We start from the raw sequence: 22,175 nt of genomic DNA, 5'->3' as shown, positions 1-22,175 counted from the left end.
CCGCCGCCCGCTCAGCGAGCTCCACGCGGCCCTCGCCCACGACGACCCCGCCGACCTCATCGCCCCCCTGGCCGCCGCCCGCCCCCACCTGGCCGCCGCCCACCCCGACCTCGCCGCCCAACTCGATAGCCTCCCTCCCCCCTGACACCGCCCGATGCGCCAGAGCAGCAGCTCGTCGGCCTCTGCCCCAACGGGCACTGGCACGGCGAAGGCCCCGACCGCTCGGGGAGATCGGGACCTTCGTTCCCCTCTGGGAAGCTGACGCGGCCCCGACGCCGGGCGGGCATCGAGGCCGCGGACCGCACAGGCCGTGAAGGCTCATGACCGGTGCACGCATCGCCGTCTCAACGCTTCCCTCAGCTGCAAGGACACGGTCGACGTCAACACGCCGCACCTCCCGGCACCTGGAAAGATGACTCTCATCTCTTGCCTGATGGCTACCCCTCGGGGAAACCCGTTCGGCCGGGGCCCCCGACTTGGGGTTCTGCCGCCGACATCTGTGGCTCGCCTGTCACTGTCGGTTGCCGTCAGCCGTCCTCGGCCAACCTCGGACGGCCCAGGGGCGGCCCGGCTTCAGCGCGCTCGACCGACGGCCGGCACCCTTAGTACCCCCCCGTCTGAACCTCAGCTGATGACAGTCAGCCACGATGGCGGGCTCGCCGACCGACCACGCACGCGTATGCCTTGCTGCACCCCGCCAGCCTCAGTCACGCTGCCTGTGTCGTCGACCAGAGCAAGCTGCGGCGGCTGGCCCATGGCGGCAGCACATAAAAGAGCGTTCTGTCCAGGTGAGGTTGTTTAGGGCTCGCAGAGAATTAACGTGTTGCTTCCCGGATCCTGGCTCGTTCACCTGGTATGGGCATCCCTGACACGACTCGCGATTAACTGGCTGTGAAGTTGATGGTGTTGTTCCCGCACCTGGACGAGCGGCAGCGTCGGCTGTTGATGGGAGCCGAGGTCCGGGTCCTGGGACACGGCGGCGTCCGCGTGGTCGCACAGGCGGCTCAAGTCAGCGAGACCACGGTTCGCGCCGACCTGGCGGCGGACGCAAAAAGGCCGCCGAGGCGGACTTGGGGCTGCGTCCGGCGTTGCTGGCACTGGTCGAGCCGGACATACGCGGGGATCCGATATCGCCGCTGCGCTGGACGACCAAGTCGACGAGGAAGCTCGCCGCCGAACTCACCCGCCAAGGGCACAAGGTGAGCGCGGACACGGTCGGGGACCTGTTGCGGGAGGAGGGCTTCAGCCTGCAGGCCAACGCGAAGACCATCGAGGGTGCACAGCATCCGGACCGCGATGCCCAGTTCCGCTACATCAACGACCAGGCGAAGGACCATATCGGTGCCGGGGACCCGGTGATCAGCGTGGACACCAAGAAGAAGGAGTTGGCCGGCCACTAGAAGAACGCCGGGCGTGAGTGGCAGCCGTCGGGCGAACCGGTGCTGGTCAAGACGCATGATTTCCTGGACCGGCAGGGGCCGGGCAAGGCGATCCAGTATGGCATTTACGACCTCGCGGCGAACACCGACTGGGTCAGCGTCGGCACCGACCACGACACCGCCGAGTTCGCTGTCGCTTCGATCCGTCGCTGGTGGAAGGCCCGCGGCCGGCACGACTACCCGCACGCCGCCCGTCTGCTGATCACCGCGGACGCGGGCGGCTCCAACGGCTACCGCACCCGAGCCTGGAAGAGTGAACTCGCCTCCCTCGCCGCAGAGATGGGCCTGGAGATCACCGTTTGTCACCTAACGCCAGGGACTTCGAAGTGGAACAAAATCGAGCACCGACTGTTCTCCCACATCTCCATGAACTGGCGCGGCAGGCCCCTGACCAGCCATGAAGTCATCGTGGACAGCATCGCAGCGACCACCACCCGCACCGGGCTGAAAGTAGAAGCCGAGCTCGACACCCGCACCTACGGCACCGGGGTGAAGGTCACCGATGCCGAGATCGACGCACTGGCCATGAGCAGGCACCGCTTCCACGGCGACTGGAACTACACGCTCCACCCCGGCGATCCCCATCCGGCCCCACGTCCTGGGACGGAAACCGAAGCCGCCGCCGCAACCGCCCGGCCGACTCCATCCCCGGACGGCGTTGACGCCCACGCTCTGCGCGATCCGGAGCTGACCGGCATGACCGTTGCCCAACTCGACGCTCTGGTAAGTGTGTTGATCCCGGCGCTCGCGCAGCGACGTGAGCAGATCCGCCACGAGCGTCGGGGTGGCAAGCGCCGACGGACACGAGGCGCGGGCGCCAAAGACAAGCTCTCCGACGCAGACCGGATCCTGGCCACCGTGCTCTGCCTCCGCAAGATCGGCACCCACGACCTACTCGCCCAGCTCTTTGGCGTCACCGGAAGCACCCTCACACGAGCCGTCCAGGCAGCACGTCCCCTCCTGGCCGAGCGCGGTCACGCGATCCACCCCTCAACCGCCAGATTCCGCAATCCGACAGAGGTGGCCGCCCACCTCGACCAGTACGGACCCCCCCGAAGAAGATCAAACCCGCATGTTAATTCTCTGCGAGCCCTAAGAGGTCCTAACAAAGGCGTTGGACGTGCCGGTGGGTGATCAGGCAGGTGGCGAGGCCGAGGAAGGCCTCGTGGATGTCGTCGCGTCGCTCCCAACGGATCCGCAGTCGTCGGAACCCGTGCAGCCAGGCGATCGTGCGCTCTACCACCCAGCGGAAAACGCCCAGGCCGGAGCCGTGTTCCACGCCTCGTTCGGCGATGACCGGGCGGATGCCGCGGTCCCAGAGCAGGCGGCGGTACTTGTCGTGGTCGTAGGCGCGGTCGGCGAGCAAGGCATCGGGTCTGCGTCTGGGTCGGCCGACGACGCCTGCTACCGCCGGAATCTTGTCCAGCAGCGGCAGCAACTGCGTGACATCGTTGCGGTTCCCGCCGGTCAGCGACACCGCAAGCGGGATGCCCTGGGCGTCGGTGACGACATGGTGCTTGCTGCCCGGCCGCGCGCGGTCGACGGGGCTGGGTCCGCTTTTGGGCCCCGCCGGGCCGCTCGCACGTGGGAGGAGTCGATCACCGCCCGAGACCAGTCCAGCCGCTTCGCGGCCCGCAACTTCCTCAGCAGCACCAGATGCAGTTGATCCCACACGCCGGCCTCGTTCCACGCGGCCAGGCGCCGCCAGCAGGTCATGCCCGAGCCGAAGCCCAACTCCTGCGGCAGGTACTCCCACTGAATGCCGGTATGCAGCACGAACAGGATCCCGCACAAGGCCTGCCGGTCCGGCACCCGCGGTCTGCCCTCGACCAGCTTCGGTGCCGGCTCGGGCAGCAACGGCTCGATGAGCGACCACAGTTCATCCGACACGATCCACGGCCGCGACTGACGTGTTCCCACACTCGGACCAACGACCACCCAAGCCGAAAGTCACATGATCAACAGCTTCTGTTAGGACCCCTAAGGGCGGCCAGACCAGTCTTCAGCTCTTTCGGCTGGGCACGGAAGTGCGTCATACGCTGACCGTCCTCGCCCCCCGCGAGTCGGTGCTATCCCCACGTGCAGAGACATCTTCGACCGGGCGGACGAGGCCCACCTGCCGCTGTAAGCAAATCCGCTCCGAGTGCCGCCGAAAGCACGGCTTGACGGATGATCTACTGCGCAGACTGCCGCCGACGACCAGCGTGAGCATCCCGAGAACGGGTCACACCAGCCCCTTGAAGTGCAGTTTCAAGTTGGCGGAGGCTCACTGATCGTCTGGTGGCTGCCACGGTGGCCGAGCTCCTGGAGCTCGGCGTGGAGATGGATCGCGTTGGTGAATCCTGCTGCCCAGTGTTTGTCCAGGTGGGGCTTGTAGGGATCGAGCTGGCTGGGCCTGGGCTGGCGACGCCCGCTGAGCAATTCTTCGGGGCCCGCAGCTCGTGCGGTGCGGCGGACGGTGTTGCCGCCCGTGTGCAGTTCCCGGGCGACCTCGCGGATGCCGTGTTTCTGGGCCGGCAAAGCAAGGACGGTTGCGTGCCGTTCGCAGATGCGGGCCTCGATCGGCGACATTTCCTTCTCTGTATTCGCATGGCCGGCGATCGCATCGTTCGTCAGGCCATCATCCCTGACGGCGACCTCCTTCAGGTATTCATTGTGCCGTCGCACGCTGCGTTCGACGGCGGTGGCGAGGTTCTGCCAGAGATGGAAGCGGTCGGCAACCTGAATCGCGTTCGGGGCACCGGTGCGGGTGCTGTCGGCGCAAGAACCGCCACGGTCACGGCAGATGATCTCGGGACCGGGATGTTCACGCAGCCAGCCGGCCAGGGTCGCAGCGTTGCGGCCGGGCAGCAGGTCGAGGGACTGGCCGGTCTCGCAGTCGATGAGCACGGTGACGTAGTGCTGTCCACGGCGGGTGGCGAAGTCATCGACGCCCAGCACCCTCGGGACGGTCCAGGCAGGATCGGCAGGGCCATAATCGCCCGTAACGGTGTCGACTGGCTCACCCGTGTATGCAGGGCAGCGGCAAGACGGCTCCCAGCTCGGCCCGCAGGCGCGACGGCGACATCCTTCGGAACCCGCCGGGCGCCGGGCGTGCGGCGGCTATAGCGAGCGGTCAGGCCGTCGACCTGTTCGGCGAAAGTACGCCGCGAACAACGAACATTCTCGCAGTACAGCCGCCGCACCGTCAGCTCGATCAGTACCGGCCGATTTCCGACCAGCGTGTCGGCAAGGCTTCTTCCGTACGTGCTGTGCACCCGGTTGGACACCACCGCGCACCCCGGGCAAGCCGTCTCGGCCTCCCGGGTTCTCGCCGCCAGGCGAATCGCTTCGCCCTCGAAGAACACGCGCTCCACCAACACCTTGCTGAGGTGCGGAAACAGGTCACCGGCAAGCTCATCACACCGCACCACGGTCTCAGATGAGGTTATGCCGCCGAGACGGAACCCCGCCGATCGCTCTCACGGAATTTGCGCCTGATCTTTGTTCTCGTGACCAAAGCCATGGCGATGAGTGCGACTGTGGCGTGGTCCGTCAGTGCGCGGAAGGCTCGGCTGCGACCCGCTCCAGGGCTAGCCGGGGAAGAGGGCGGACGTAGGCGGCCATGCCAAGCACTTCGACAAGGGGCTGGGTGACAACGACGGCCACGGCGACTTCCAGACATACGTCAGGGCAGTATGGCCAGGGAGTTGCTCGTCGCGTCGGCGAAGACGATCGCCTGGTGCCGGAGGTGTCGGGGGCGGGGTGAATGCGTGCACCCACTGTCCTGTCTCCGCGATGTGTAGGCAGTCCCGCTCTTCTGTAGGCGTGCTCAACTCCGTCTCGGTCATGTGTAGGCAAGTTCCGGAGAGTTCCGGTCTTGTGTAGGTAGGGCGCCCCAGCGGGACGACCCCGGCCAACGCGTTCCAGGCAGGACGCCAATCAGCGCAGGCTGATGCAGAACGGATGCCCAACCGGATCGGTGAGGACCCGCGCCTTGTCCCCATGCGGCTGGTGATCCGGCTTGCCCGCACCCAGTTCCAGCAACCGGGTCTCCGCCACGTCCAAGTCCTCGTCGACCTTGAAGCAGATGTGAAGCTGCTGGGGAACGATCTGGTCGGGCCAACTCGGAGGCCGGTAGTCGTCGACCCGCTGAAACCCGATCAAGAGTCCGTGCTCACCGTTGAGGCCCGCGAAGTCGGCGTCCGACTTCGGGTGCAGTTCAAGGTCGGTGGCCTGCTGATAGAACGCCGCCAAAGCCGGCGGATCAGGGCAGTCGAGCGTTATCGCAACCAGCTTCATCTGCAGGGACATGGCGCCTCCGGGCCGATCGGTGGACTTCCGCGATCAACACCCTAGAGGCGGCTACCTACAGTTGAGCGGGACACCGCCCGCCCCCCGTCCCACTCAACTGTAGGCACCCCAGGTCAGAGCCTCACTCTGCCCACAGTTATCTGGGACAGGACACCCACCCCGGTGGCCGGGAACCTCACAGCAGGTGGCAGCGACCGAGACAGGGCCTCTATCACAGTAAATCCGGTATTTACTGCGGCAGTCTGGGCGACCTGTCACTCTCAGGTTGGATCGAGCGCGATTTCGAATCGGATGTGCCGATGCCAGGTGCGATGGATCTGCGTTGGGACTGAGTGCGGAGCGTTCGGCGGCCTGACCTGGGCGCCGTAGGCGGAGGCTCCGCCATCAGCCGCGTACATCTTCCGGGTCAGGAGAAATGTCGCACGCTGGCTGCTTTTCGCATGCGACCAATCCGCAGTCCGTGCGGCCCCGGATTACACAGGGACGTTCCGCCCTGTCACGTACACAGGAGAACCATTGTGAAGGAACCAGTACGCATCGGTGCGAGGCCGTCTGTGAAACCTGACCTGCAGCGTCTGCTGCACGAGGTGGCGCTGGGTGATCAGGAGGCGTTCGCCGCGGTCTATGACGCTGTGGCCGGTTCCGTTCTCGGGGTGGCCCGGGCCGTTCTGCGTGATCAGGCGCAGTCTGAGGAGGTGGCGCAGGACGTGCTGGTGGAGGTGTGGCGCACGGCTCCGCGCTACCGGCCCGAGCGGGGCACGGCGATCAACTGGATTCTCACCCTCGCCCACCGGCGGGCTGTGGACCGGGTGCGGTCGGTGGAGGCGGCTGCGGCCCGTGACACCAAAGCCGCTCTGCTCGATCACCAGCCTGCGTACGATCAGGTGACTGAGGAGGTCGAGACCCGGCTGGAGCAGGAGCAGGTGCGGCGCTGCCTGCGTACCTTGACCGAATTGCAGCGGCAGTCGGTCACTCTCGCGTACTACCGCGGGCTGACCTACCGGGAGGTCGCCGAGGCGCTGGCGTTGCCGGTCGGGACGGTCAAGACGCGTCTGCGCGATGGGCTGATCCGGCTCCGTGACTGCCTGGGGGTGACCGCATGATTGCGACCGATCTGCACGCGCTGACCGGCGCCTATGCACTGCACGCACTGCACGACGACGAACGTGCCGCCTTCGAGCATCACCTGGCCTCGTGCGATGCCTGCGGACAGGAGGTCGCGGAGTTCACGGCCACTGTCGGGCGTCTGGCCCTGGCTTCCACGGTGCGCACGCGCCCCGCCATGCGGGAGCAGGTCCTTGAGCGCATCACCATGGTGCGGCAGGTGCCGCCCGGTGCCGCGGTGCTTGAGCGGGTGCGCCGGGGAGGGCGGGGCGGGCGGGCTCTGGGACGGTGGGCGCTGGCCGCCTGCGTGGCCGCTGCGGCCGCTTTCGGCGGCACGGCCGTGTGGCAGTACGAACGTGCGCAGGGTGCTGTGGACCGGGCGGCGCAGGCGGAGCGGCACGCTGAGGACGTGGCGGGGGTGCTGGCCGCGCCCGATGCCAGGTCGCGTTCGGTGAAGGTGGCGGGCGGTGCGGGCACGCTGGTGGTTTCCGCCAGCCGTGACCGGGCCGTGTTCGCGGTGTCCAGGATGGCACCGCCGCCGGGAGGCAAGGTGTATCAGCTGTGGTTCGCCGACGGCGGGAAGATGCGTTCTGCCGGGCTGATGGACCCCGGCCGCAGCAGCCAGGCCGTGCTCATGCAGGGTGCGGTCGACGGCGCCTCGGGCATCGGCGTCACGGTGGAGCCGGCCGGCGGATCGAAGCAGCCCACCTCGGCACCGATCGCCCTGCTGAGCGTTCCGGCGTAGATACGTGCCGGTGTGTGGGTGGGGGAGCCCGTCGGTCGGCAGGCTCCCCCACCCATCAGCCATACGGTTCACTGGTCCGAGCGTGGTGGTCGCAGGAAGAAGCTGCTGGTGTGTGCCACGTACGTGTCCTAGCCGGTCCGGTGAGCCATGTGCCTTTCCAGCAGCCGTTTCCCGCTTTCGTGGATCAGCAGCACACTCATCACCAGCGGAGAGATGACGGACATGGCTGTGGCCTGCCACCCGCCGTCGCAGGCCACGAGGGAAGGCCCTCACCAGATGCAGAAGTCCCCGAAGCAGTTGGGGCGCCGGGTCAGCCGCCATAGTCCCCGGCCCATGATGCGGCCCCGGTCGGCCGGGTTCGCCTTGAAGCGGGTCGGCATCGCCTCGTAGCGAGGGTCCTCGCCGTGGCTGTCGGCCCGGCGGGCGATGTGGATCGAGACCCGCAGCCCCCACACGCAAGTGAGAGCGGCGACCAGGACGCGCCTGCCCGGATCTCCCTGGCCGCCGGAGAGGCCGAAGGCCGTCACAGTCACAGTGGCGAAGGCAGGGTATTCGTCGTCCCCGGCGTGCTCACCCATCTCGACGGCGGCCACGGCGTCGAAGGCGGAGCAGGTGATCTCCCGGTAGTCCTGGCACATCACCTCCACCAGGTGCTCCAGCCCTCGGACGCGCACCTGCTCCCGCACGTATACGGCCTGCTCCCGAGCCAGGGTGACGGCGGTGACCTGCCCATGGTGTTCCTGCGCTGCGTACAGGGGCAGTGAGCCCCAGCCGCAGCCGATGTCCAGCAGCCGGGTCCCGGGCACCAGGGCGAGCTTGCGGCCGGTCGTCATCGGGTTGGCGTCTCCTTGACGAGCAGGTACTGGTGGACGTCGAGGTGTCCGGAGCGGAAGCCGGCTTCGGAGTAGGCCAGATAGAAGGTCCACAGACGGCGGAATGCCTTGTCGAAACCGAGAGAGGCGACACTGTCGGCGCGATCGGTAAAACGCTCGCGCCACAGGCGCAGCGTCTCGGCGTAGTGCGCGCCGAAACCGTCCCGGGAGACAACCGTCAGCCCCGCTGCGCGGGCGGTCTCCTCGATGGCCCGCGTGGAGGGGATCAGCCTGCCGGGAAAGATGTACTTCTGGATCCAGGTGTGGGTATCACGGCTGGCCGGCATCCGCTCGTGCGGCATCGTGACGGCCTGCAGCGCAGCCCGCCCGCCCGGTACCAGGCGGTCCTCGACGGTGTGGAAGTAGACGGGCCAGAACTCGGCTCCGACGGCCTCGGTCATCTCCACGCCGACCACCGCGTCGTAAGTGCCGCGTGCTTCGCGGTAGTCGCGCAGCTCGACCGCCACACGGTCGGCGTACCCGGCCTCACGTACGCGTTCCAGGGCCAGCGCACGCTGCTCCTTGGACAGGGTGAGCGAGGTGACGTGCGCACCGCGGGCGGCGGCCCGCAGGGCGAGCTCGCCCCAGCTCGTGCCGATCTCCAGCAGGCAGGTGCCCTTGCGCACCTCGGCCAGGTCGAGCAGGCGGTCGATCTTGCGGTGCTGGGCGGTCTGCAGCAGCGACCAGTCGGCCGGGAAGCCACGGAAGACGGCGGCGGAGTAGGTGAGGGTCTCGTCCAGGAACAGCGCGAACAGGTCGTAGTGACAGCTGATGTTACTGCGCGATCTGTCCGGTGTGTTGCGCTGCGTGCCCGGCTGACGTTGCGCCCACAGGCCGCGCATCCGCTGCAACCGGGGCGGAATCAGGTCGGCCGCGTGCGTGGCGAGCACGGTGAGCGCGCTGACAAGATCCGGAGCGTCCCACTCGCCGGCCATGTACGACTCACCGAAACCGATGAGCCCGTGGGTGCCGACACGGGAGTGGAACGCCTTCGGGTCGCGCACCTCTATCAGCGGGCCGCCCAGGCCGAGGGCGGTGCCGTCCGCGAACCGCACTCGCAAGGGGAGTCGTCGTAGTGCGCGTTCCACCACGGACGCGGTGAGGGCCCGCACCGGCCAGGACGCCCTGGGTACGGCGGTCACATCGGGCCAGCGGCCAGATGCGACCGGGGTGATTCGGTGGCCGCCGAGACGGTGGCGGGCGGCGGGGCACGGGTCGACTGTGGTCATGAGGCACTCTCCGGGGTGCGGTGGCCTGGGTGCTGCTGCACCGGCAAGCCCCGCAGAAACATGCGGATACCGTGGAAGCGGATGGCGGCCGACACCCTCAGGGTCGACCAGGGACGACGCGGTGCCAGGCGCAGCAGCACTGAGGCCGTTGCCTCACGGCGCCGGCCGTGGACCGAGGCGGTGAAGGGCATGCTGCCGGGCCTGTGGAGCCGTATCGACAGACGCAGGTGTTCACCGGGTGGGGGGGGGGAGCCTCATCTCGTAGTGGCCGTCGAGGGGGTGGAACGGTGATAGGTAGAAGTCCTTGCCGATCCTGGCGGTGCTGTCCATGTCGGTGCGCAGCAGGTAGGCGTGGCGCTCACCGTAGGCGTTGTGGACCTGGGGCACCACAGCGCAGACCGCCGTCACGGTCGTAACACCAGTACAGCGTCAACGGGTTGAAGACATGTCCGAGGACCCTTGCGTGCGCGAGCATCAGCACCCGGCCACCTCGCAGTTCGATCTCGCAGTTCGATGCCGCGCTCGCCCAGGAAACCGTCGAGCGCGGTCCTGATCGACACCGCACGCCCCGTGAAGTGGTCGTGGGCACGGAAGCCGCGAGCCCCTTCAACGGATACGGCGGCACTGGCAGGTCGTCCAGGTCGATCAGCCACAGATGGGTGCGGTGCCGCAGGGCGTAGCGCCAGGGTGACCGCCTCAGGTGGCTGATCGTGCACGGATACAGAGCTGGCGGCCCTGGCCGCTCCGATCGGCTGGCGGGGGCAGCGGTCACCACCTCACCCCCCGGGGCGAATGTCCTCGGCCCCGGTCTGCTCCAGCAGGAGGCGGACGACCCGGTGGAAGCGCGGGACCTCGGTCGGCATCCGCAGGTAGGGCACGCGCAGGGTGTTGCTCGGCTGGGTGAACAGTCCGCGCAGCCCGCAGGCGCCGGCGTACTTGAGACCACAGCCCTCGCACCGCACGGACATGCTCATCTCCGACTCCTTTGTGGCAACGCCGAGTTCACACAACAGCCTGAGCAGGTTCGGGTAGGTGCGGCGGTTGTGCACGATGAAACCGGAGTCGACGCGGTGCGTGCGCCTGTCGGACGCGGCCAGGTCGTGGGCGTGGCCGCCGAGCCGGCCATCGGCCTCGTACAGCGTGACGTGGTGGGTGCGGGCCAGGATGTGCGCCGCGGTCAGTCCCGCCACTCCACTGTCGATGACGGCCGTACGACGCAGGCGCGCGGTACCCGCTACCCGTCCGCTCGGCGTCGCACCGGACGGTCGTTGCATGGTGTTCTCTCCCTCCCGGACACTGAACGGCAACCTCATAGGGCTGGTCTGCCGGCGCTGTGACCGGCAGACCAGCCGTGAGGAAGGGCATCCGGTCCGCCTGCCGACCTGCCGCCCTGCCGGCAGTCGGGCGGGCCGGATGCCCCGACACGAGGAACGCGCTCGCCCGGATCACTCCCGTCAAGGCGACCAGGCGGGGTGTGCGTCCTCGGCCCGCGGGTGTCAGCTCTTGGGCATGAGAACGGTGTCGATGATGTAGACGTTGGCGTTGGCGGTCTTCACGTTGCCGCAGACGACCTTGGCGGAGTCATTGACGGTGTAGGACTCGCCGGAGCCGGAGGTCGTGAGTTTCGACTTCTCCAGGGTGGTGAAGGAGCCGTTCTCCAGGTCCTTCGGGGTGAGCTTCTGGCCGACGACGTGGTAGGTGAGGATCTTCGTCAGCTGGGCCTTGTCGTTGAGGACCTTGTCCAGGGTCGCCTTCGGGATCTTGGCGAAGGCGTCGTTGGTCGGCGCGAACACGGTGATGTTCTGCGCGTTGTTGAGGGTGTCGACCAGACCCGCCTTCTTCACCGCTGTCACCAGGGTGGAGAGCGCGGGGTTGTTGGAGGCGGCGGTGGCGACCGGGTCCTTGGCCATGCCGTCGAAGGAGCCGGCACCGTCCTTCGGAACGGAGGCGCAGGCGGGCCCGAACGGCTGATCCATACTGCTCGCGCTGCTGCCGGAGCCGACCATGTCGTCACTGCTCTTGGTACCCGAATCCGACGCCTTGGTCGAGGCGTCGGACTTGCCCGAATCGCTGCTGCTCGAGCAGGCGGTCAGCGCCAGGGGCAGGACGGCGGCAGCGGCGAGCAGGCCGGCGGTACGACGGATACGGGTGCTCATGAGGTTCTCCTGTTGAACGGGGGCAGCACGATGCGGCTGCCCATGGGTTGTTGCGGAAAGCCGGCTCGGAAAGAGCGCAGGTCCCTTGGGACAGGTGGTCAGTCGACGGTCACGACGACGGAATGCCATCCGCTGGCGCCGTCGGGGATCGTGCGGGTGCGTCGGTCGGTCTGCACGGTGCCGGTGCGGTCGGTGGCCCGTACGGTGAGGGTGTGGCTGCCCGGGGTGGCCCGCCAGGGAAAGGACCACTGCCGCCAGGTGTCCCGGGTGTCCTCGGTGGCCAAGTGGGCCTGTTGCCAGGGACCGTCGTCGACGCGGACCTCCACCTTGTCGATGCCCCGGTGCTGTGCCCAGGCGACTCCGGCGACCATCACCGTGCCGGCGTCGGGCCGGGCGAAGGGCTTGGGGGTGTCGATCCGCGAGGCGGTCTTGATCGGGGCCCTGCGCGCCCAGCCTCGCTTGACCCAGTAGGGGTCGTAGGCGTCGAAGGTGGTGAGCTCCATGTCCTCGATCCACTTGCAGGCCGAGACGAACCCGTACAGGCCCGGGACCACCATCCGCACCGGGAAACCGTGTGCGAAGGGCAGCGGCTCGCCGTTCATGCCGAGGGCGAGCAGCGCGTCGCGACCGTCCATGACGTCCTCGACCGGGCTGCCGATCGTCATGCCGTCCACCGAACGCGCCACCAACTGGTCCGCCGGACCTCCCCGGGACGGCGGCTTCACCCCGCACTCGGCCAGCAGATCGGCCAGCCGCACGCCGATCCAGCGGGCGTTGCCCGCGTACGGGCCGCCGACCTCGTTGGAGACACAGGTCAACGTGATGTCCCGCTCGACCAGCTCCCTGCGCAGCAGGTCGTCGAAGGAGTAGGTGGCCGCACGGAGTACACCCTGGCCGTGGACGCGCAGTCGCCAGGTCGTGGCGTCCACCTTCGGCACCACCAACGCGGTGTCCACCCGGTAGAAACTGCTGTTCGGGGTGGTGAAAGGGCTGATCCCCGGAACACGCAGTGCGGCTCTCGCGGGTACCGGCTCGGCCGGTGACCCCGGTCGCGGCAGCACGACCTCGTCACGTGAGGCAACGGCGTCCTGGCCGCGCGAGGCGTTCAGTGACCGGCCGGCACCACCCACTACGGCAGAGGCTGCTGCGGCGGACGCGGCCATGAGGACGAATCCCCGCCGATCCCACCCCGCGGACGCGGGCAGACCGGCCCCGGCTTCCTCGGGCACCTCCTCGTGCCTGGACGCCGGTGGCCGCCTCACCGTGGTCAGGCGGCCCGTGAGGACGTACAGAAGCAGAGCCCCGGCAAAGGCTCCCACGACCGAGGGCAGTACGTCGGCGAGGCCGATGGAGTCGGGCCGGCCGACAGCGGCAGCTGCCCCGACGGCCCCGAAGAGAAGGACCCCGGCGGCTCCGGCCCGTCGAAACCGCACCGCCAGCACACCCAGCACCAGCGCCAGCACGGTCAGCACGGTCAGGATGCCGAGCTGCAGTACGAGCTTGTCGTCGGTGCCGAAGTGACGGATCGCCCAGTCCTTGACCGCGGCGGGCGTCGCGTCGATGGACGCGCCACCCACCGCGATGACCGGACTGGACTGCGGACGCACCGCAGCCGCGACCAGTTCGGCCACCGCCAGCGCAGTGAAACCGGCCAGTGCCCCGCTCAGCGCCCCCAGCGCCAGACGCAGCCAACCCGGCCGCACCTGCTGGTCCTTCTCTTCGTCCCTCACACCGGGAATCCGGTCCTGCACACCGGCGCGGATTGGTCCCGGACCTGATCAGGTGAAAAGAGATTTCCCACCAATCCGCCCCGCATTCCGCAACGGATTACCCAGTTGTCGGCTGACAGAGATCACCAGCATCGCTGCCCCCGGAGAACGGACGTATGCCCTGACCCGGGGGCCTGTGCCGGAGCACAGGCCCCCGGCGGCCACCTCGCGGTGACCCTGCCGGCTCACATGTCGGTGCGTCAGCCGGTGTTGACGCAGGTGTTGCCGAAGGTCGGGTTCAGCAAGCCGATCACACTGACGGTGTTGCCGCAGGCGTTGACCGGGATGCTGATCGGGATCTGTACCACGTTGCCCGACAGCACACCCGGCGAGCCGATCGCAGCCCCCTGCGCACCGCTGTCGGCCGACGCGGCCGCCGCACCGGCGAGTACCACCGCGCCCGCAGCAGCCACCAGACCCGCACTCCGTACCACCCGAGACCGCAGAAGCGTCATCTTCACGTGCCTTCCTCCTCGTTGCGGCGGCAGCCGCCGCCGACCGGCCGCTCGATGCGACCAGGCACCCGTAATCCGCTGCCATGCTGAGCGCGGACTGCTCCAGGCAGCGCGGATCCCCCGATCGCCCTACACCGCTGCACCGTCTCAGGCATCCGCTGAGACACAGTCGGGGAAACCGCATGCGGGCCGGGCAACCCGAGCCGGACACAGAGGCGACCGCGTTCATCCGGTCGCCGAAGTCAGAGACACGGGCATGCTCCCGGCTCCTGATGCCGATGGGTACCAAGCCTTTCCGGAGACAGCCGCGGATTCCCTGTGCGAGATGTCTCCCGCACAGTGGCTCCGGGAGGAAGACATCGTGTCGATCAAGCAAGGCCAGGCCGGAAAGCCGACAGTGTCGGGGCTGTGGCTGCGGCACCGCCCACAGCAGCCCCGCGCTGCGACCATCACCCTGCATGGAGGACGAGCGGACAGCTGCCGGACATCACGGCCCTGGCACCTGGCTGCACCGAGAATGCGCCCTGCGCCCCGACGGGCGGCCGCTCGCTGACCGCTGCCAGCTGTCAGCCATCGTCCCCCTCGTGTCTGTAGGGGCAGGGTCTCGGGACCGTGAAGCAGCCGCAGGCCCTTCATGGACGATCTTGGGCGCCGGGCGGCATTCCGGAGCACAGGTTGCCGGGCTCAGGCGGGAATGCCGGGCTTGGGCCAGCTGGCCGGGGGTCTTCGTGGAGGGTGGCGTGGAGTGGGGGCGGTGGGTTCTCGAGCCCTGCTCGCTTGCCACGTCGTACAGCACGAAGAGTGGGCGGATCTCTCGGCCGCGGATCAGGTGGATGACCACGGTACGGACGGCGTCGTACGTCGTGGTGCCAACGGCGTGCTGCGGGGCGGTGAGCGTATCTGCCTTGCCGGTCCAGCGGTCAGCGGGGTGTTCGACGGTGACGAACACGGCACGCTGTTGTTCGGCCCTTGTGCAGACGGCGTTGTAGGCGTCCGGGGCGGGCGCGTCCGGGACCAGGCCACGGGACAGGGCGTCAGCAGCGGCTGTATGACGGGCATCGTCCCAGGACGGGCGTGCATCGTGGCGCCGGCAAATTGCTGGGCGGGACACGGTGCCACCGGTGATGTCGCGGTGGCCGAGGCTGCTGCGCCGCAGTCGGTGAGGGGATCGGGGCGGCGACCCTGGCAGCGGTGACGACTTCGCGTCCGGCGCGGGTACGTCCCGGCCGTTCGGCGGCGGCCAGGAGAGATCCTCCGGCATGGCGACGAAGTGCTCCATCGTGGGGCCGTGGAGCAGGCGGGATCGCCGCCTCTGACGGACGGGGCGTTGAAGAGGCTCCCTCCTCGATTGCCGTGGACGCTGCCGATCACCCGCAAGGAGGGGATATGGGAAACGCAGGACGGTCCGTCGGGGTGTGGCCGACACTCCGCGGTGCGTGCCATTTGGCTGGCACGCACCGCAGGGTCACGCGAGCTGTGAGGTCACCTGTGGTGGCAGTCCCAGTAGCCCTTCACCCAGTAGTAGTGCCAGTGTCCCTGGACGTAGACCCACGTGTAGGAGCGGTCGTAGTCCCAGTAGCCCTTGTGCCACGTGCCGTGCTTGTCGTAGTGGCCCATGTGCCAGGTCTTGGTGTACTGGATCTTCTTCTCCCAGTGGCCCTTGACCCATTCCTTGGCCCAGTGCCCCTTGACCCACTCGCACCGGTCGTGGTGGTTCCCGGCCAGCGCCGTGGCCGCGGTCGTGGGCGCCGGCGCGGCGGCGGCCGTGCCGGAGAGGCCCAGGGCGGCGCCACCGGCCAGCAGCCCGGTGGCGGCGGCACCGGCCACCAGACGGCGGACTCGCATGGATGCAGTCATGGAGGCTCACCTCATCCTTCGAGGTCGGTTGCAGTTGGCACAAGGGGTTCGAGGCACTCAGGCCCGCGTATGACTCACCGACCGGGAAAATTCTCATCCGACAAGCGGAGCATGTGACTTCACCAGGAGTCATCCATGGTCAGGGTGGCATCGAATCCCTGACGAAACCGCGTCACTGCCATCGTTGAGGGGCCGGTCATGACCACCATCGCCACGCCACCCGTCCACCGCACCGGCACCGGTCACCGTGTCGTACTGGCCCGCAGCCGTCACGCTCCCGCGGTTGCCCGAAGGATCACGGCGCGGTGGCTGGCCACACGTGGCGTGTCCTCAGGCTCGGTGTCCGACGCACTGCTCGTCGTCTCCGAGCTGGTCACGAACACCCTGCGTCACAGCAGCGGCATCTGCACCCTCACGCTCACCGCGCACGCCACCACGGTCTGCATCACCGTCGCCGACACCAGCACCCAGCTCCCGCGGATGCGGTCGGGTTCGGCGGCGAACGAAGACGGCGGGCGTGGTCTGGCGCTGCTGCACGACATGGGAGCCCGGCTCACCGTCACCCGGACACCGTGGGGCAAGGCGGTGAAGGCCACTCTTGACCTCCGCGGTGAGGCACCTCATGGCATTACTGAGTGAGCGCGCTGAGCCGGATGGCGGTCCCGGGCTGCGCGCCCACGCCGTGGGGCGCACGGTCGGCCGGGGACAAGCACGTCGACGGAACGTGAGAACCATGCCCAGCACGGTCTACGAGGAGGAACCCGAGCCGCCCGCCGGAGACGACGCCGACAGCGTCGAGGCGCTGCTGGTCCGGGTCGCGGACGGCGACAAGGACGCGTTCACGGGCGTGTACGAGGCCCTGGCACGCCCGGTCATGGGGCTGGCCTGCCGCATCCTGCGCGACCCGGCACAGGCGGAGGAGGTCACGCAGGAGGTGATGGTCGAGGTCTGGCGCACGGCATGCCGCTACCGCCCCGAACGCGGGAGCGCCAAGGGCTGGGTGTTCACCCTCGCCCATCGCCGGGCGGTGGACCGGGTCCGTCACGCGCAGGCGGCAGCGCAGCGTGAGCGCCGCGCGGGGGCTGTGCTCGCGGGCCGTGAGCATGACGAGGTGGCCGAGGCCGTGGAAGACGATGACGAACGCCGGCGTGCCCAGGAGTGCATGGCCCGGCTCGCCCGCATGTACCGGGTCCCCCTCGCGCTGGCGTACTACCAGGGGCTGACCTACGTCGAGGTGGCGGCCGCTCTGTCCGCACCGGCCGGCACCGTCAAGTCCCGGATGCGCACCGGGCTGCGCCTGCTGCGCGACTGTTTGGAGGCCCGGTGATGACAGCCGAGGAAGACCCGCACCAGCCGGTCGGCGCCTACGTCCTGCACGCTCTCCCTCCGAACGAGGAAGCCGCCTTCGAACGGCACCTGGACGGCTGCCCCGCTTGCCGGCGCGAAGCGGCCGAACTCGCCGAGGCGGCAGCTCGCCTCGCCCTCACCCCGGCCCGGGCCGCTGTCGTTCCTGCCGACCTCCTCGACCGTGTCCTGGACGAGATCAGCCGGACCCCGCAGGAACACGTACTCACCGGCCTGTCGCCCGGCCGACGTAAGAGGCACCTCATGTCCTGGGCCCTGGCCGCGAGTCTCGCAGCCGCTGCCACGTTCGGCGGGATCGCGGCCTGGCAGTCCGTCCAGGCCAATGACGCCCGCAACCAGGCGAGCGGACTGCAGAACGCACTGCAGAGCGGAAACAAGGCACTGGCCGGTGTACTGACCGCACCCGATGCCACCCTGCACACCACGAAACTGGCCGACGGCGCCTCCGCCGCCGTCATCGTCTCCCGCGCCGCCGACCGAGCCGCCTTCGTAGCCGCGGACCTGCCCGCTCTCAGCTCGGACAAGGTCTACGAACTCTGGTACGCGGCCCCCTCGGGCGGCCTCCGCCCAGCCGGGCTTCTGCCGGGTAGCGGAGGTCGCTCCGCCCGTGTCCTGGACCGGCCGCTCGGCCAGACGGTGGCCGTCGGCATCACCGTCGAACCGGTCGGCGGATCCCGCCAGCCCACCACCGAACCCCTCGGCATCATCCCCGTCGGCTCCTAGCACGGTTGCCACGGCGCGGCTGCGCCGGCGAAGAGACGATGTGAGCGTCGGCGAAGCGGCATCGCGGGTTACCCGTGCTGCGGAGCCTGGCAGGCGGGCTCGCGGGATGTCACACAACCCGCGCGGAGCTGGGCCCACCCGTGGCTCTGCGTCAGTCGAAACCGCATCGGCCGTGAGGAAGGGCTCCCGCGGTCACGATCCAGGCAAAGAGATCGACAGCTGTGTACGGCATCTCGTGGCGGGCGCCTGCGACCTGCCCCTGTTGGTCGTGGCCCACCCCGTCCAGCTCCACGATGCCCATGCGGCGAAGGAAGTCCTTCTCCGGCCACGGCTGATGCACTTCGGGATCACCGTCGTCCGGGCTGCCCGCCCTGTCGGGGGCAACGTCGTGACCTGGTCCGAACGCCATCTGAACCTCACTGTCTGGACCGCTGCTCGTCCGAAGGGAATCTCCGGGTTCGTCCTGCTGCCCGCCGTCGGCCGTCGAGTGCGTCGAGCACTCCGGCTCATGAACGGCAGCCGCAACCATGTACACGCGGCACCGATTCCGGCACCGACCGTTGGCACGAGCCGGGTGGCCTGCGGGAGACAGCTCCCGCAGGCCGCTTTCCAGCCGTTGGTGTCCTGTGCGGCTACTGCTGGTTGATCGGCAGGGCCAGGTCGGTGACCTGGTACTTCTTCGGGAAGGAGCCCTTGTCCGTCGCCTTGCCGGTCAGCAGGTTCACCCCGTACAGGCGGTAGGCACCGGCCGTGCCGATGGCGGCGAAGCCGTGGTTCATGCCCGTGGCCGGGTTGTAGTAGATGTCGAACCCGGCGTCCGGGGCCGCGTCGACACCGAGGTTTCCGGTGGGCGCCAGGGTGCCGGCGTTGGCAGGGGACTGCAGCGAGATCCGGTCGGCCATCGTGTCGAGGTCGAACAGGGTCGTCGCTGTCGCGGTGCTGAGGTCGTTGTTGGTGTAGGCGGCGCCGGTCACGCCCCGCGCGGTGGACGGCGGTGTGGTCGGGTTGGTGAGTGTGCCGTCGACGGTGGTGGTCAGCGGGGCAGCGGGGTCGTCGATGTTGTGCCGCAGGTTCTGCCCGGTGTCGGAGACGACCCGCAGCCGGTTCGCGGCCGGATTGAAGTCCACCCCGAACGCGGTGCCCGAAAGCGCCGCGGTCAGCTGGGAGACCTTCCACGCCTTCGCGCGGGCGTCCAGTGTGTAGATGCCGCCCCTGTCACCGACGCCGTACAGCTTCCCGTTCTGCACGCGGAAGTCGATACCCACCAGTCTGCTGTCCCCGGCCAGCCCGGAGATTTTGCCCATCGACCAGGCCCTGGCCGGCTTGTCGACGTCGAACTCGACCAGCCGCTGATCACTCGTCAGGCCGATCGCGGTCAGCCCGCCGCTCCTGGCCGACGCCGGGACGTCGCTGAGTGCGAGCGCAGGAGCCGCGCACGAAGCCGCCAGGACGACAGCGGAAGCCGCCATTACACGTTTACGCATGTTCTCTTCCCTTTCCCGTGCCCCGGGCAAGATCGCCCGGAGCTCTGAAGGGAATCCGCCGCCCCGTCAGGCACGGATGGGAGCTCGTCGCGCCCGCCACCCGTACGGCCCCTGCGCATCATCCGTACGGCCCCCGCGCGCGCCCTGGGCGGACGAAGCGAATGAGGACCAGTTTTGCTTCGGCCACCCGATTCGAAGACCAAGCTGGGCTCGGCACGTCGGAGAGAGGCTCATTCTCACCGGCACGAGTGCTCCCTTCTGGGTGCGCACCACCCGAACCAGCGATCGTGCAACGCCTGTTGCGGGAATCCCCCAGACCTGCCTCGCGCCACAGCACCTGCTCCAGAGAACTCCTGCCCGTCCGGCAGTGTCAGCGCCGTGTCGGCCGGAGGGGACCCGACAGTTCGCCGGTTACCGTGCGGGTCGGTCACCTACCGGCCCCGGTTCCAGCTTCTGCGCCGAGAGGCGCAGCGCTGCCCGGTTCGGACCTGCTGCCAGTAGGGGTGGGCCATCACACCTGGACCGACGGCTGCAGCAAGCGGTGGTGTAGGGCTTTCGTCCGCTGCCGGTCGGCAGGGTCGGCAAAGCTCCATAGTTCGTTCCCAGGTGCCCTGCGCGGCCACCAGATCCTCGGGGAGGGGGAGTAGAGCAACACATACCAGTTATTGAGTCATGTATTCGATTTGCGGCGCATTCTTGCTGCTATGAGTGCTACGTTCCCCGATAGTTGGCCTCGTGCATCGATATTCGGCCTTTGTGGGAGTCCTGGCGTGTGTCCGTGACTCGATTTCCCATTGGTTGCCGTGTCGGACCATGAAAATCCTGATCATCGGAGGCGGTGGCTTCCTGGGTGCCGAACTGATCCGGCAGGCCACTGCGGCGGGCCTCGAGACGTCAGCGGCGTTCGCATCCCGCCCGGCACTGCCTCGGGTGTGGCTTGGCCTCCGCTCGACGTTCGGGATCCTGCATGTGTCGCCAGGCGGTGGGCCGGGCTGTTGTGGTGCAGGTCTCCGACCGGTGCGCTTACGCCGGCGTCATCGAGTACTCCGTGTACGGCCCCCACCCCGACACCCGCAGCCGGGGGTGGGCCTGGCCCTGCTGACGGCCTTGCTCGCCTCCACCGAGGCCGCGGGCGTCTGGACGGTGCAGTCCGTCATCTTCCCGAAGAACACTGCCAGCCTCGCTTTGCACCAGCGGGCCGGGTTCCGCATCATCGGCACTTGCGAACGGATCGGCTGCCATCGTGGAGCATGGCGGGACGTTGTCCTCGTCGAGTGCCGCAGCCCCAGCGTGGACTGAGCGCGACAGCCGCCGTGGGCGGTCATTATCGTAAAAGTCCAGTTGCGAGAGTTCTGAGAGAGCTCCGAAGGCGATCACATTTCCGCGGGTCGCGATTCGCAGAACTTCTCTCAAAACTCTGGTGTTTTGCCAGACGATTCTTGCAGGTTCTCATCCTGCGGAACCACTCTGGCGCCGCTGAGCTGGGGCCCTGCATCCGTCTCGGAGTCCGCCCCAGCTGTTTGTCTCACGCCTTCACCCATTCATGGGCCCTCTTGGCAGAGCGGCTCCGGTTCCGGACCGTGACCAGCCAACGCTCCTCAGACAGCTGAGGGGCCGGCCTGATCCGGGTTTCGACGGGACGACAGCAGTTGGCTGAGGACAATCAGGAGCAGACCGGTGAACAGGAGAGCATTTCCGAGGAAGAAACGGGCCTCCCAGGAAACGCTCGGCAGCACTCGAAAGTAGAAGAGACCCTGCAGAACGACAGAACTGCCCGTGAACATGCCGCCAAGACCGTGGAGTTGAGGCTTGGTGACGTGGCGGCGGGCCGTGGGAAGAATCCACCCCGTCCGGAGCGTGACAAATCCCAATGCGATCGCCAGCAGCCCCAAGAACAGGCCCGTTCCCACTACCCATGCCATGGTGTCACTCCACTCCGACCGCAAGAGGCCCGAGGCCGCGAGGAACACCCGGCCTGAACACGCCGTATTGTCAGTGAACCCGGTGGTACCTGACTATGCCGGTGTCCGGCAGTCTCCATCCGGCTACGCTGCCGTCCGCGCGCTCTGCGCACGCAAGATTTGCCGGGCAGGCACCAGCTGTCACCCAGCGTGTCCGCCCGATGAACCAGAAGCGCCGCCTGGCGTCTCCGGCGAAAACCACGGGACCGCGCACAGCCTCGGACTTCTTGACTGTTTGCGCCCGGGGCGGGCGTCAGATGTCTTGGGCGGGCCAGTCCAGCAGGCGTGCGCCGATCACCGCTGTCTGAAGCATGTAGTGCTCTGACCGGGAAGGTTCGCCGGGTCCGTGGTCGCTTCGTCGGTCCTGGAGCCAGCGGTGCATTCTCCTTTTGAGCGGCGGTAGCAGTCCCGAAGAAAATGGATTGCCTGGGGGACAGCGCTCACGTTGGCTGGGCAGCATGGCTGAACTGCATACCGATCGCCTCGTGCTCCGGCGATGGCAAGACTCCGACCTTGAACCGTGGGCGGCGATGAATGCTGATCCCGATGTCCGGGAGCACTTGGGCGACCTGCTCACCCGTGAACAGAGCGATGCCTCCATGGCGCAGTTCCAGGCCGAGTTCGACCAGCGAGGCTACGGATGGTGGGCAGTTCAATTGCAGGCCACGGGCGAGTTCATCGGCTTCGCGGGCTTGGACCAGGTGGATGATGGCATGCCGTTCA

General features: G+C 68.2%; 19 protein-coding genes and 7 pseudogenes. 9 read left to right on the top strand and 17 right to left on the bottom strand.

What is annotated here, in order from left to right:
• Window positions 1–145, top strand: a pseudogene (locus CW362_RS45020) (type III effector protein); the annotation flags it as partial.
• A gap of 755 nt (window positions 146–900) precedes the next feature.
• Window positions 901–2,518, top strand: a pseudogene (locus CW362_RS36960) (ISAzo13 family transposase).
• A gap of 23 nt (window positions 2,519–2,541) precedes the next feature.
• On the opposite strand, the gene CW362_RS36955 reads toward CW362_RS36960, so the two are convergent.
• The 4 genes and pseudogenes from CW362_RS36955 to CW362_RS36940 form a co-directional block, all read right to left on the bottom strand.
• A protein-coding gene (locus CW362_RS36955; protein ID WP_240658247.1) for an IS5 family transposase occupies window positions 2,542–3,359 on the bottom strand; the annotation gives its coding sequence in 2 pieces (ribosomal slippage) (window positions 2,542–3,008 and window positions 3,008–3,359; 819 coding nt in all).
• 330 nt (window positions 3,360–3,689) lie between these two features.
• A complete protein-coding gene (locus CW362_RS36950; protein WP_103553984.1) occupies window positions 3,690–4,379 on the bottom strand; it encodes a transposase in 690 nt (229 codons plus the stop codon).
• Between the two features lie 233 nt (window positions 4,380–4,612).
• Window positions 4,613–4,786: pseudogene (locus CW362_RS45790) on the bottom strand (transposase family protein); the annotation flags it as partial.
• Window positions 4,787–5,360: 574 nt separating this feature from the next.
• Entirely contained in the window at window positions 5,361–5,732 is a 372-nt protein-coding gene (locus tag CW362_RS36940) for a VOC family protein (RefSeq protein WP_103553983.1), read from the bottom strand.
• A gap of 518 nt (window positions 5,733–6,250) precedes the next feature.
• On the opposite strand from CW362_RS36940, the gene CW362_RS36935 reads away from it, so the two are divergent.
• Entirely contained in the window at window positions 6,251–6,835 is a 585-nt protein-coding gene (locus CW362_RS36935; protein WP_103553982.1) for a sigma-70 family RNA polymerase sigma factor, read from the top strand.
• A complete protein-coding gene (locus tag CW362_RS36930) occupies window positions 6,832–7,581 on the top strand; it encodes an anti-sigma factor (RefSeq protein ID WP_103553981.1) in 750 nt (249 codons plus the stop codon). Before CW362_RS36935 ends, CW362_RS36930 begins: the two co-directional genes overlap by 4 nt.
• A 128-nt stretch (window positions 7,582–7,709) precedes the next feature.
• Here the strand turns inward: CW362_RS36930 and CW362_RS45785 are convergent.
• The 10 genes and pseudogenes from CW362_RS45785 to CW362_RS36885 all read right to left on the bottom strand — a co-directional run.
• Window positions 7,710–7,940 (bottom strand): annotated as a pseudogene (locus CW362_RS45785) (DUF1295 domain-containing protein); the annotation flags it as partial.
• Between the two features lie 30 nt (window positions 7,941–7,970).
• Window positions 7,971–8,402 (bottom strand): annotated as a pseudogene (locus CW362_RS45780) (SAM-dependent methyltransferase); the annotation flags it as partial.
• Window positions 8,403–8,410: 8 nt separating this feature from the next.
• Window positions 8,411–9,682 (bottom strand): class I SAM-dependent methyltransferase, encoded by a 1,272-nt coding sequence (locus tag CW362_RS36920; RefSeq protein ID WP_103553979.1) that lies wholly within the window; start codon window positions 9,680–9,682, stop codon window positions 8,411–8,413.
• Entirely contained in the window at window positions 9,679–9,873 is a 195-nt protein-coding gene (locus tag CW362_RS45775) for a DUF1365 family protein (protein ID WP_420856894.1), read from the bottom strand. The genes CW362_RS36920 and CW362_RS45775 overlap by 4 nt, the downstream gene beginning before the upstream one ends.
• Window positions 9,874–9,913: 40 nt before the next feature.
• A pseudogene (locus tag CW362_RS45770) lies at window positions 9,914–10,346 on the bottom strand (DUF1365 family protein); the annotation flags it as partial.
• Window positions 10,347–10,458: 112 nt separating this feature from the next.
• Window positions 10,459–10,956 carry an NAD(P)-binding protein gene (locus CW362_RS36910; RefSeq protein WP_103553978.1) on the bottom strand — a complete coding sequence of 166 codons (498 nt, stop codon included), beginning with the start codon at window positions 10,954–10,956 and terminating at the stop codon, window positions 10,459–10,461.
• Window positions 10,957–11,178: 222 nt separating this feature from the next.
• Window positions 11,179–11,838: a fasciclin domain-containing protein gene (locus CW362_RS36905; RefSeq protein WP_103553977.1), complete on the bottom strand. Its 660-nt coding sequence runs from the start codon at window positions 11,836–11,838 to the stop codon at window positions 11,179–11,181.
• 98 nt (window positions 11,839–11,936) lie between these two features.
• Window positions 11,937–13,568, bottom strand: coding sequence for a molybdopterin-dependent oxidoreductase (locus tag CW362_RS36900; RefSeq protein WP_103553976.1), 1,632 nt, complete (start codon window positions 13,566–13,568; stop codon window positions 11,937–11,939).
• 239 nt (window positions 13,569–13,807) lie between these two features.
• Window positions 13,808–14,062 (bottom strand): chaplin, encoded by a 255-nt coding sequence (locus CW362_RS36895; protein ID WP_206301179.1) that lies wholly within the window; start codon window positions 14,060–14,062, stop codon window positions 13,808–13,810.
• A gap of 1,482 nt (window positions 14,063–15,544) precedes the next feature.
• Window positions 15,545–15,919 carry a hypothetical protein gene (locus tag CW362_RS36885; RefSeq protein ID WP_103553974.1) on the bottom strand — a complete coding sequence of 125 codons (375 nt, stop codon included), beginning with the start codon at window positions 15,917–15,919 and terminating at the stop codon, window positions 15,545–15,547.
• Between the two features lie 198 nt (window positions 15,920–16,117).
• On the opposite strand from CW362_RS36885, the gene CW362_RS36880 reads away from it, so the two are divergent.
• The 3 genes from CW362_RS36880 to CW362_RS36870 all read left to right on the top strand — a co-directional run bounded on the left by CW362_RS36880 (window position 16,118) and on the right by CW362_RS36870 (window position 18,007).
• The gene (locus CW362_RS36880) at window positions 16,118–16,558 is read left to right on the top strand and encodes an ATP-binding protein (RefSeq protein WP_103553973.1); all 441 of its coding nucleotides are present in this window, start codon (window positions 16,118–16,120) and stop codon (window positions 16,556–16,558) included.
• A gap of 94 nt (window positions 16,559–16,652) precedes the next feature.
• On the top strand, window positions 16,653–17,246 hold the full coding sequence (sigK, locus tag CW362_RS36875; RefSeq protein WP_103553972.1) for an ECF RNA polymerase sigma factor SigK: 594 nt from the start codon (window positions 16,653–16,655) through the stop codon (window positions 17,244–17,246).
• Window positions 17,246–18,007: an anti-sigma factor gene (locus CW362_RS36870; RefSeq protein ID WP_103553971.1), complete on the top strand. Its 762-nt coding sequence runs from the start codon at window positions 17,246–17,248 to the stop codon at window positions 18,005–18,007. Before sigK ends, CW362_RS36870 begins: the two co-directional genes overlap by 1 nt.
• Window positions 18,008–18,158: 151 nt before the next feature.
• Here the strand turns inward: CW362_RS36870 and CW362_RS36865 are convergent, their stop codons facing one another.
• Together CW362_RS36865 and CW362_RS36860 are read right to left on the bottom strand one after the other, a co-directional pair.
• Window positions 18,159–18,416 (bottom strand): hypothetical protein, encoded by a 258-nt coding sequence (locus tag CW362_RS36865; RefSeq protein WP_162684354.1) that lies wholly within the window; start codon window positions 18,414–18,416, stop codon window positions 18,159–18,161.
• Window positions 18,417–18,639: 223 nt separating this feature from the next.
• Window positions 18,640–19,491: a DUF4394 domain-containing protein gene (locus CW362_RS36860; RefSeq protein WP_167455654.1), complete on the bottom strand. Its 852-nt coding sequence runs from the start codon at window positions 19,489–19,491 to the stop codon at window positions 18,640–18,642.
• 1,003 nt (window positions 19,492–20,494) lie between these two features.
• On the opposite strand from CW362_RS36860, the pseudogene CW362_RS45000 reads away from it, so the two are divergent.
• A pseudogene (locus CW362_RS45000) lies at window positions 20,495–20,790 on the top strand (N-acetyltransferase family protein); the annotation flags it as partial.
• Between the two features lie 299 nt (window positions 20,791–21,089).
• Here CW362_RS45000 and CW362_RS36850 read toward each other — a convergent pair.
• Complete coding sequence (locus tag CW362_RS36850) at window positions 21,090–21,413, bottom strand: hypothetical protein (RefSeq protein WP_240658246.1); 324 nt, start codon at window positions 21,411–21,413, stop codon at window positions 21,090–21,092.
• Window positions 21,414–21,910: 497 nt separating this feature from the next.
• Between CW362_RS36850 and CW362_RS36845 the strand changes: the two genes are divergently transcribed.
• The coding region (locus CW362_RS36845) for a GNAT family N-acetyltransferase (protein ID WP_162684353.1) at window positions 21,911–22,175 on the top strand (265 nt) is incomplete at its 3' end.

The sequence above is a fragment of the Streptomyces populi genome (assembly GCF_002911015.1).
Classification (GTDB): domain Bacteria; phylum Actinomycetota; class Actinomycetes; order Streptomycetales; family Streptomycetaceae; genus Streptomyces; species Streptomyces populi.
Note: the sequence above shows the minus strand (reverse complement) of the source record. Positions and strands in the feature narration are given on the sequence as shown.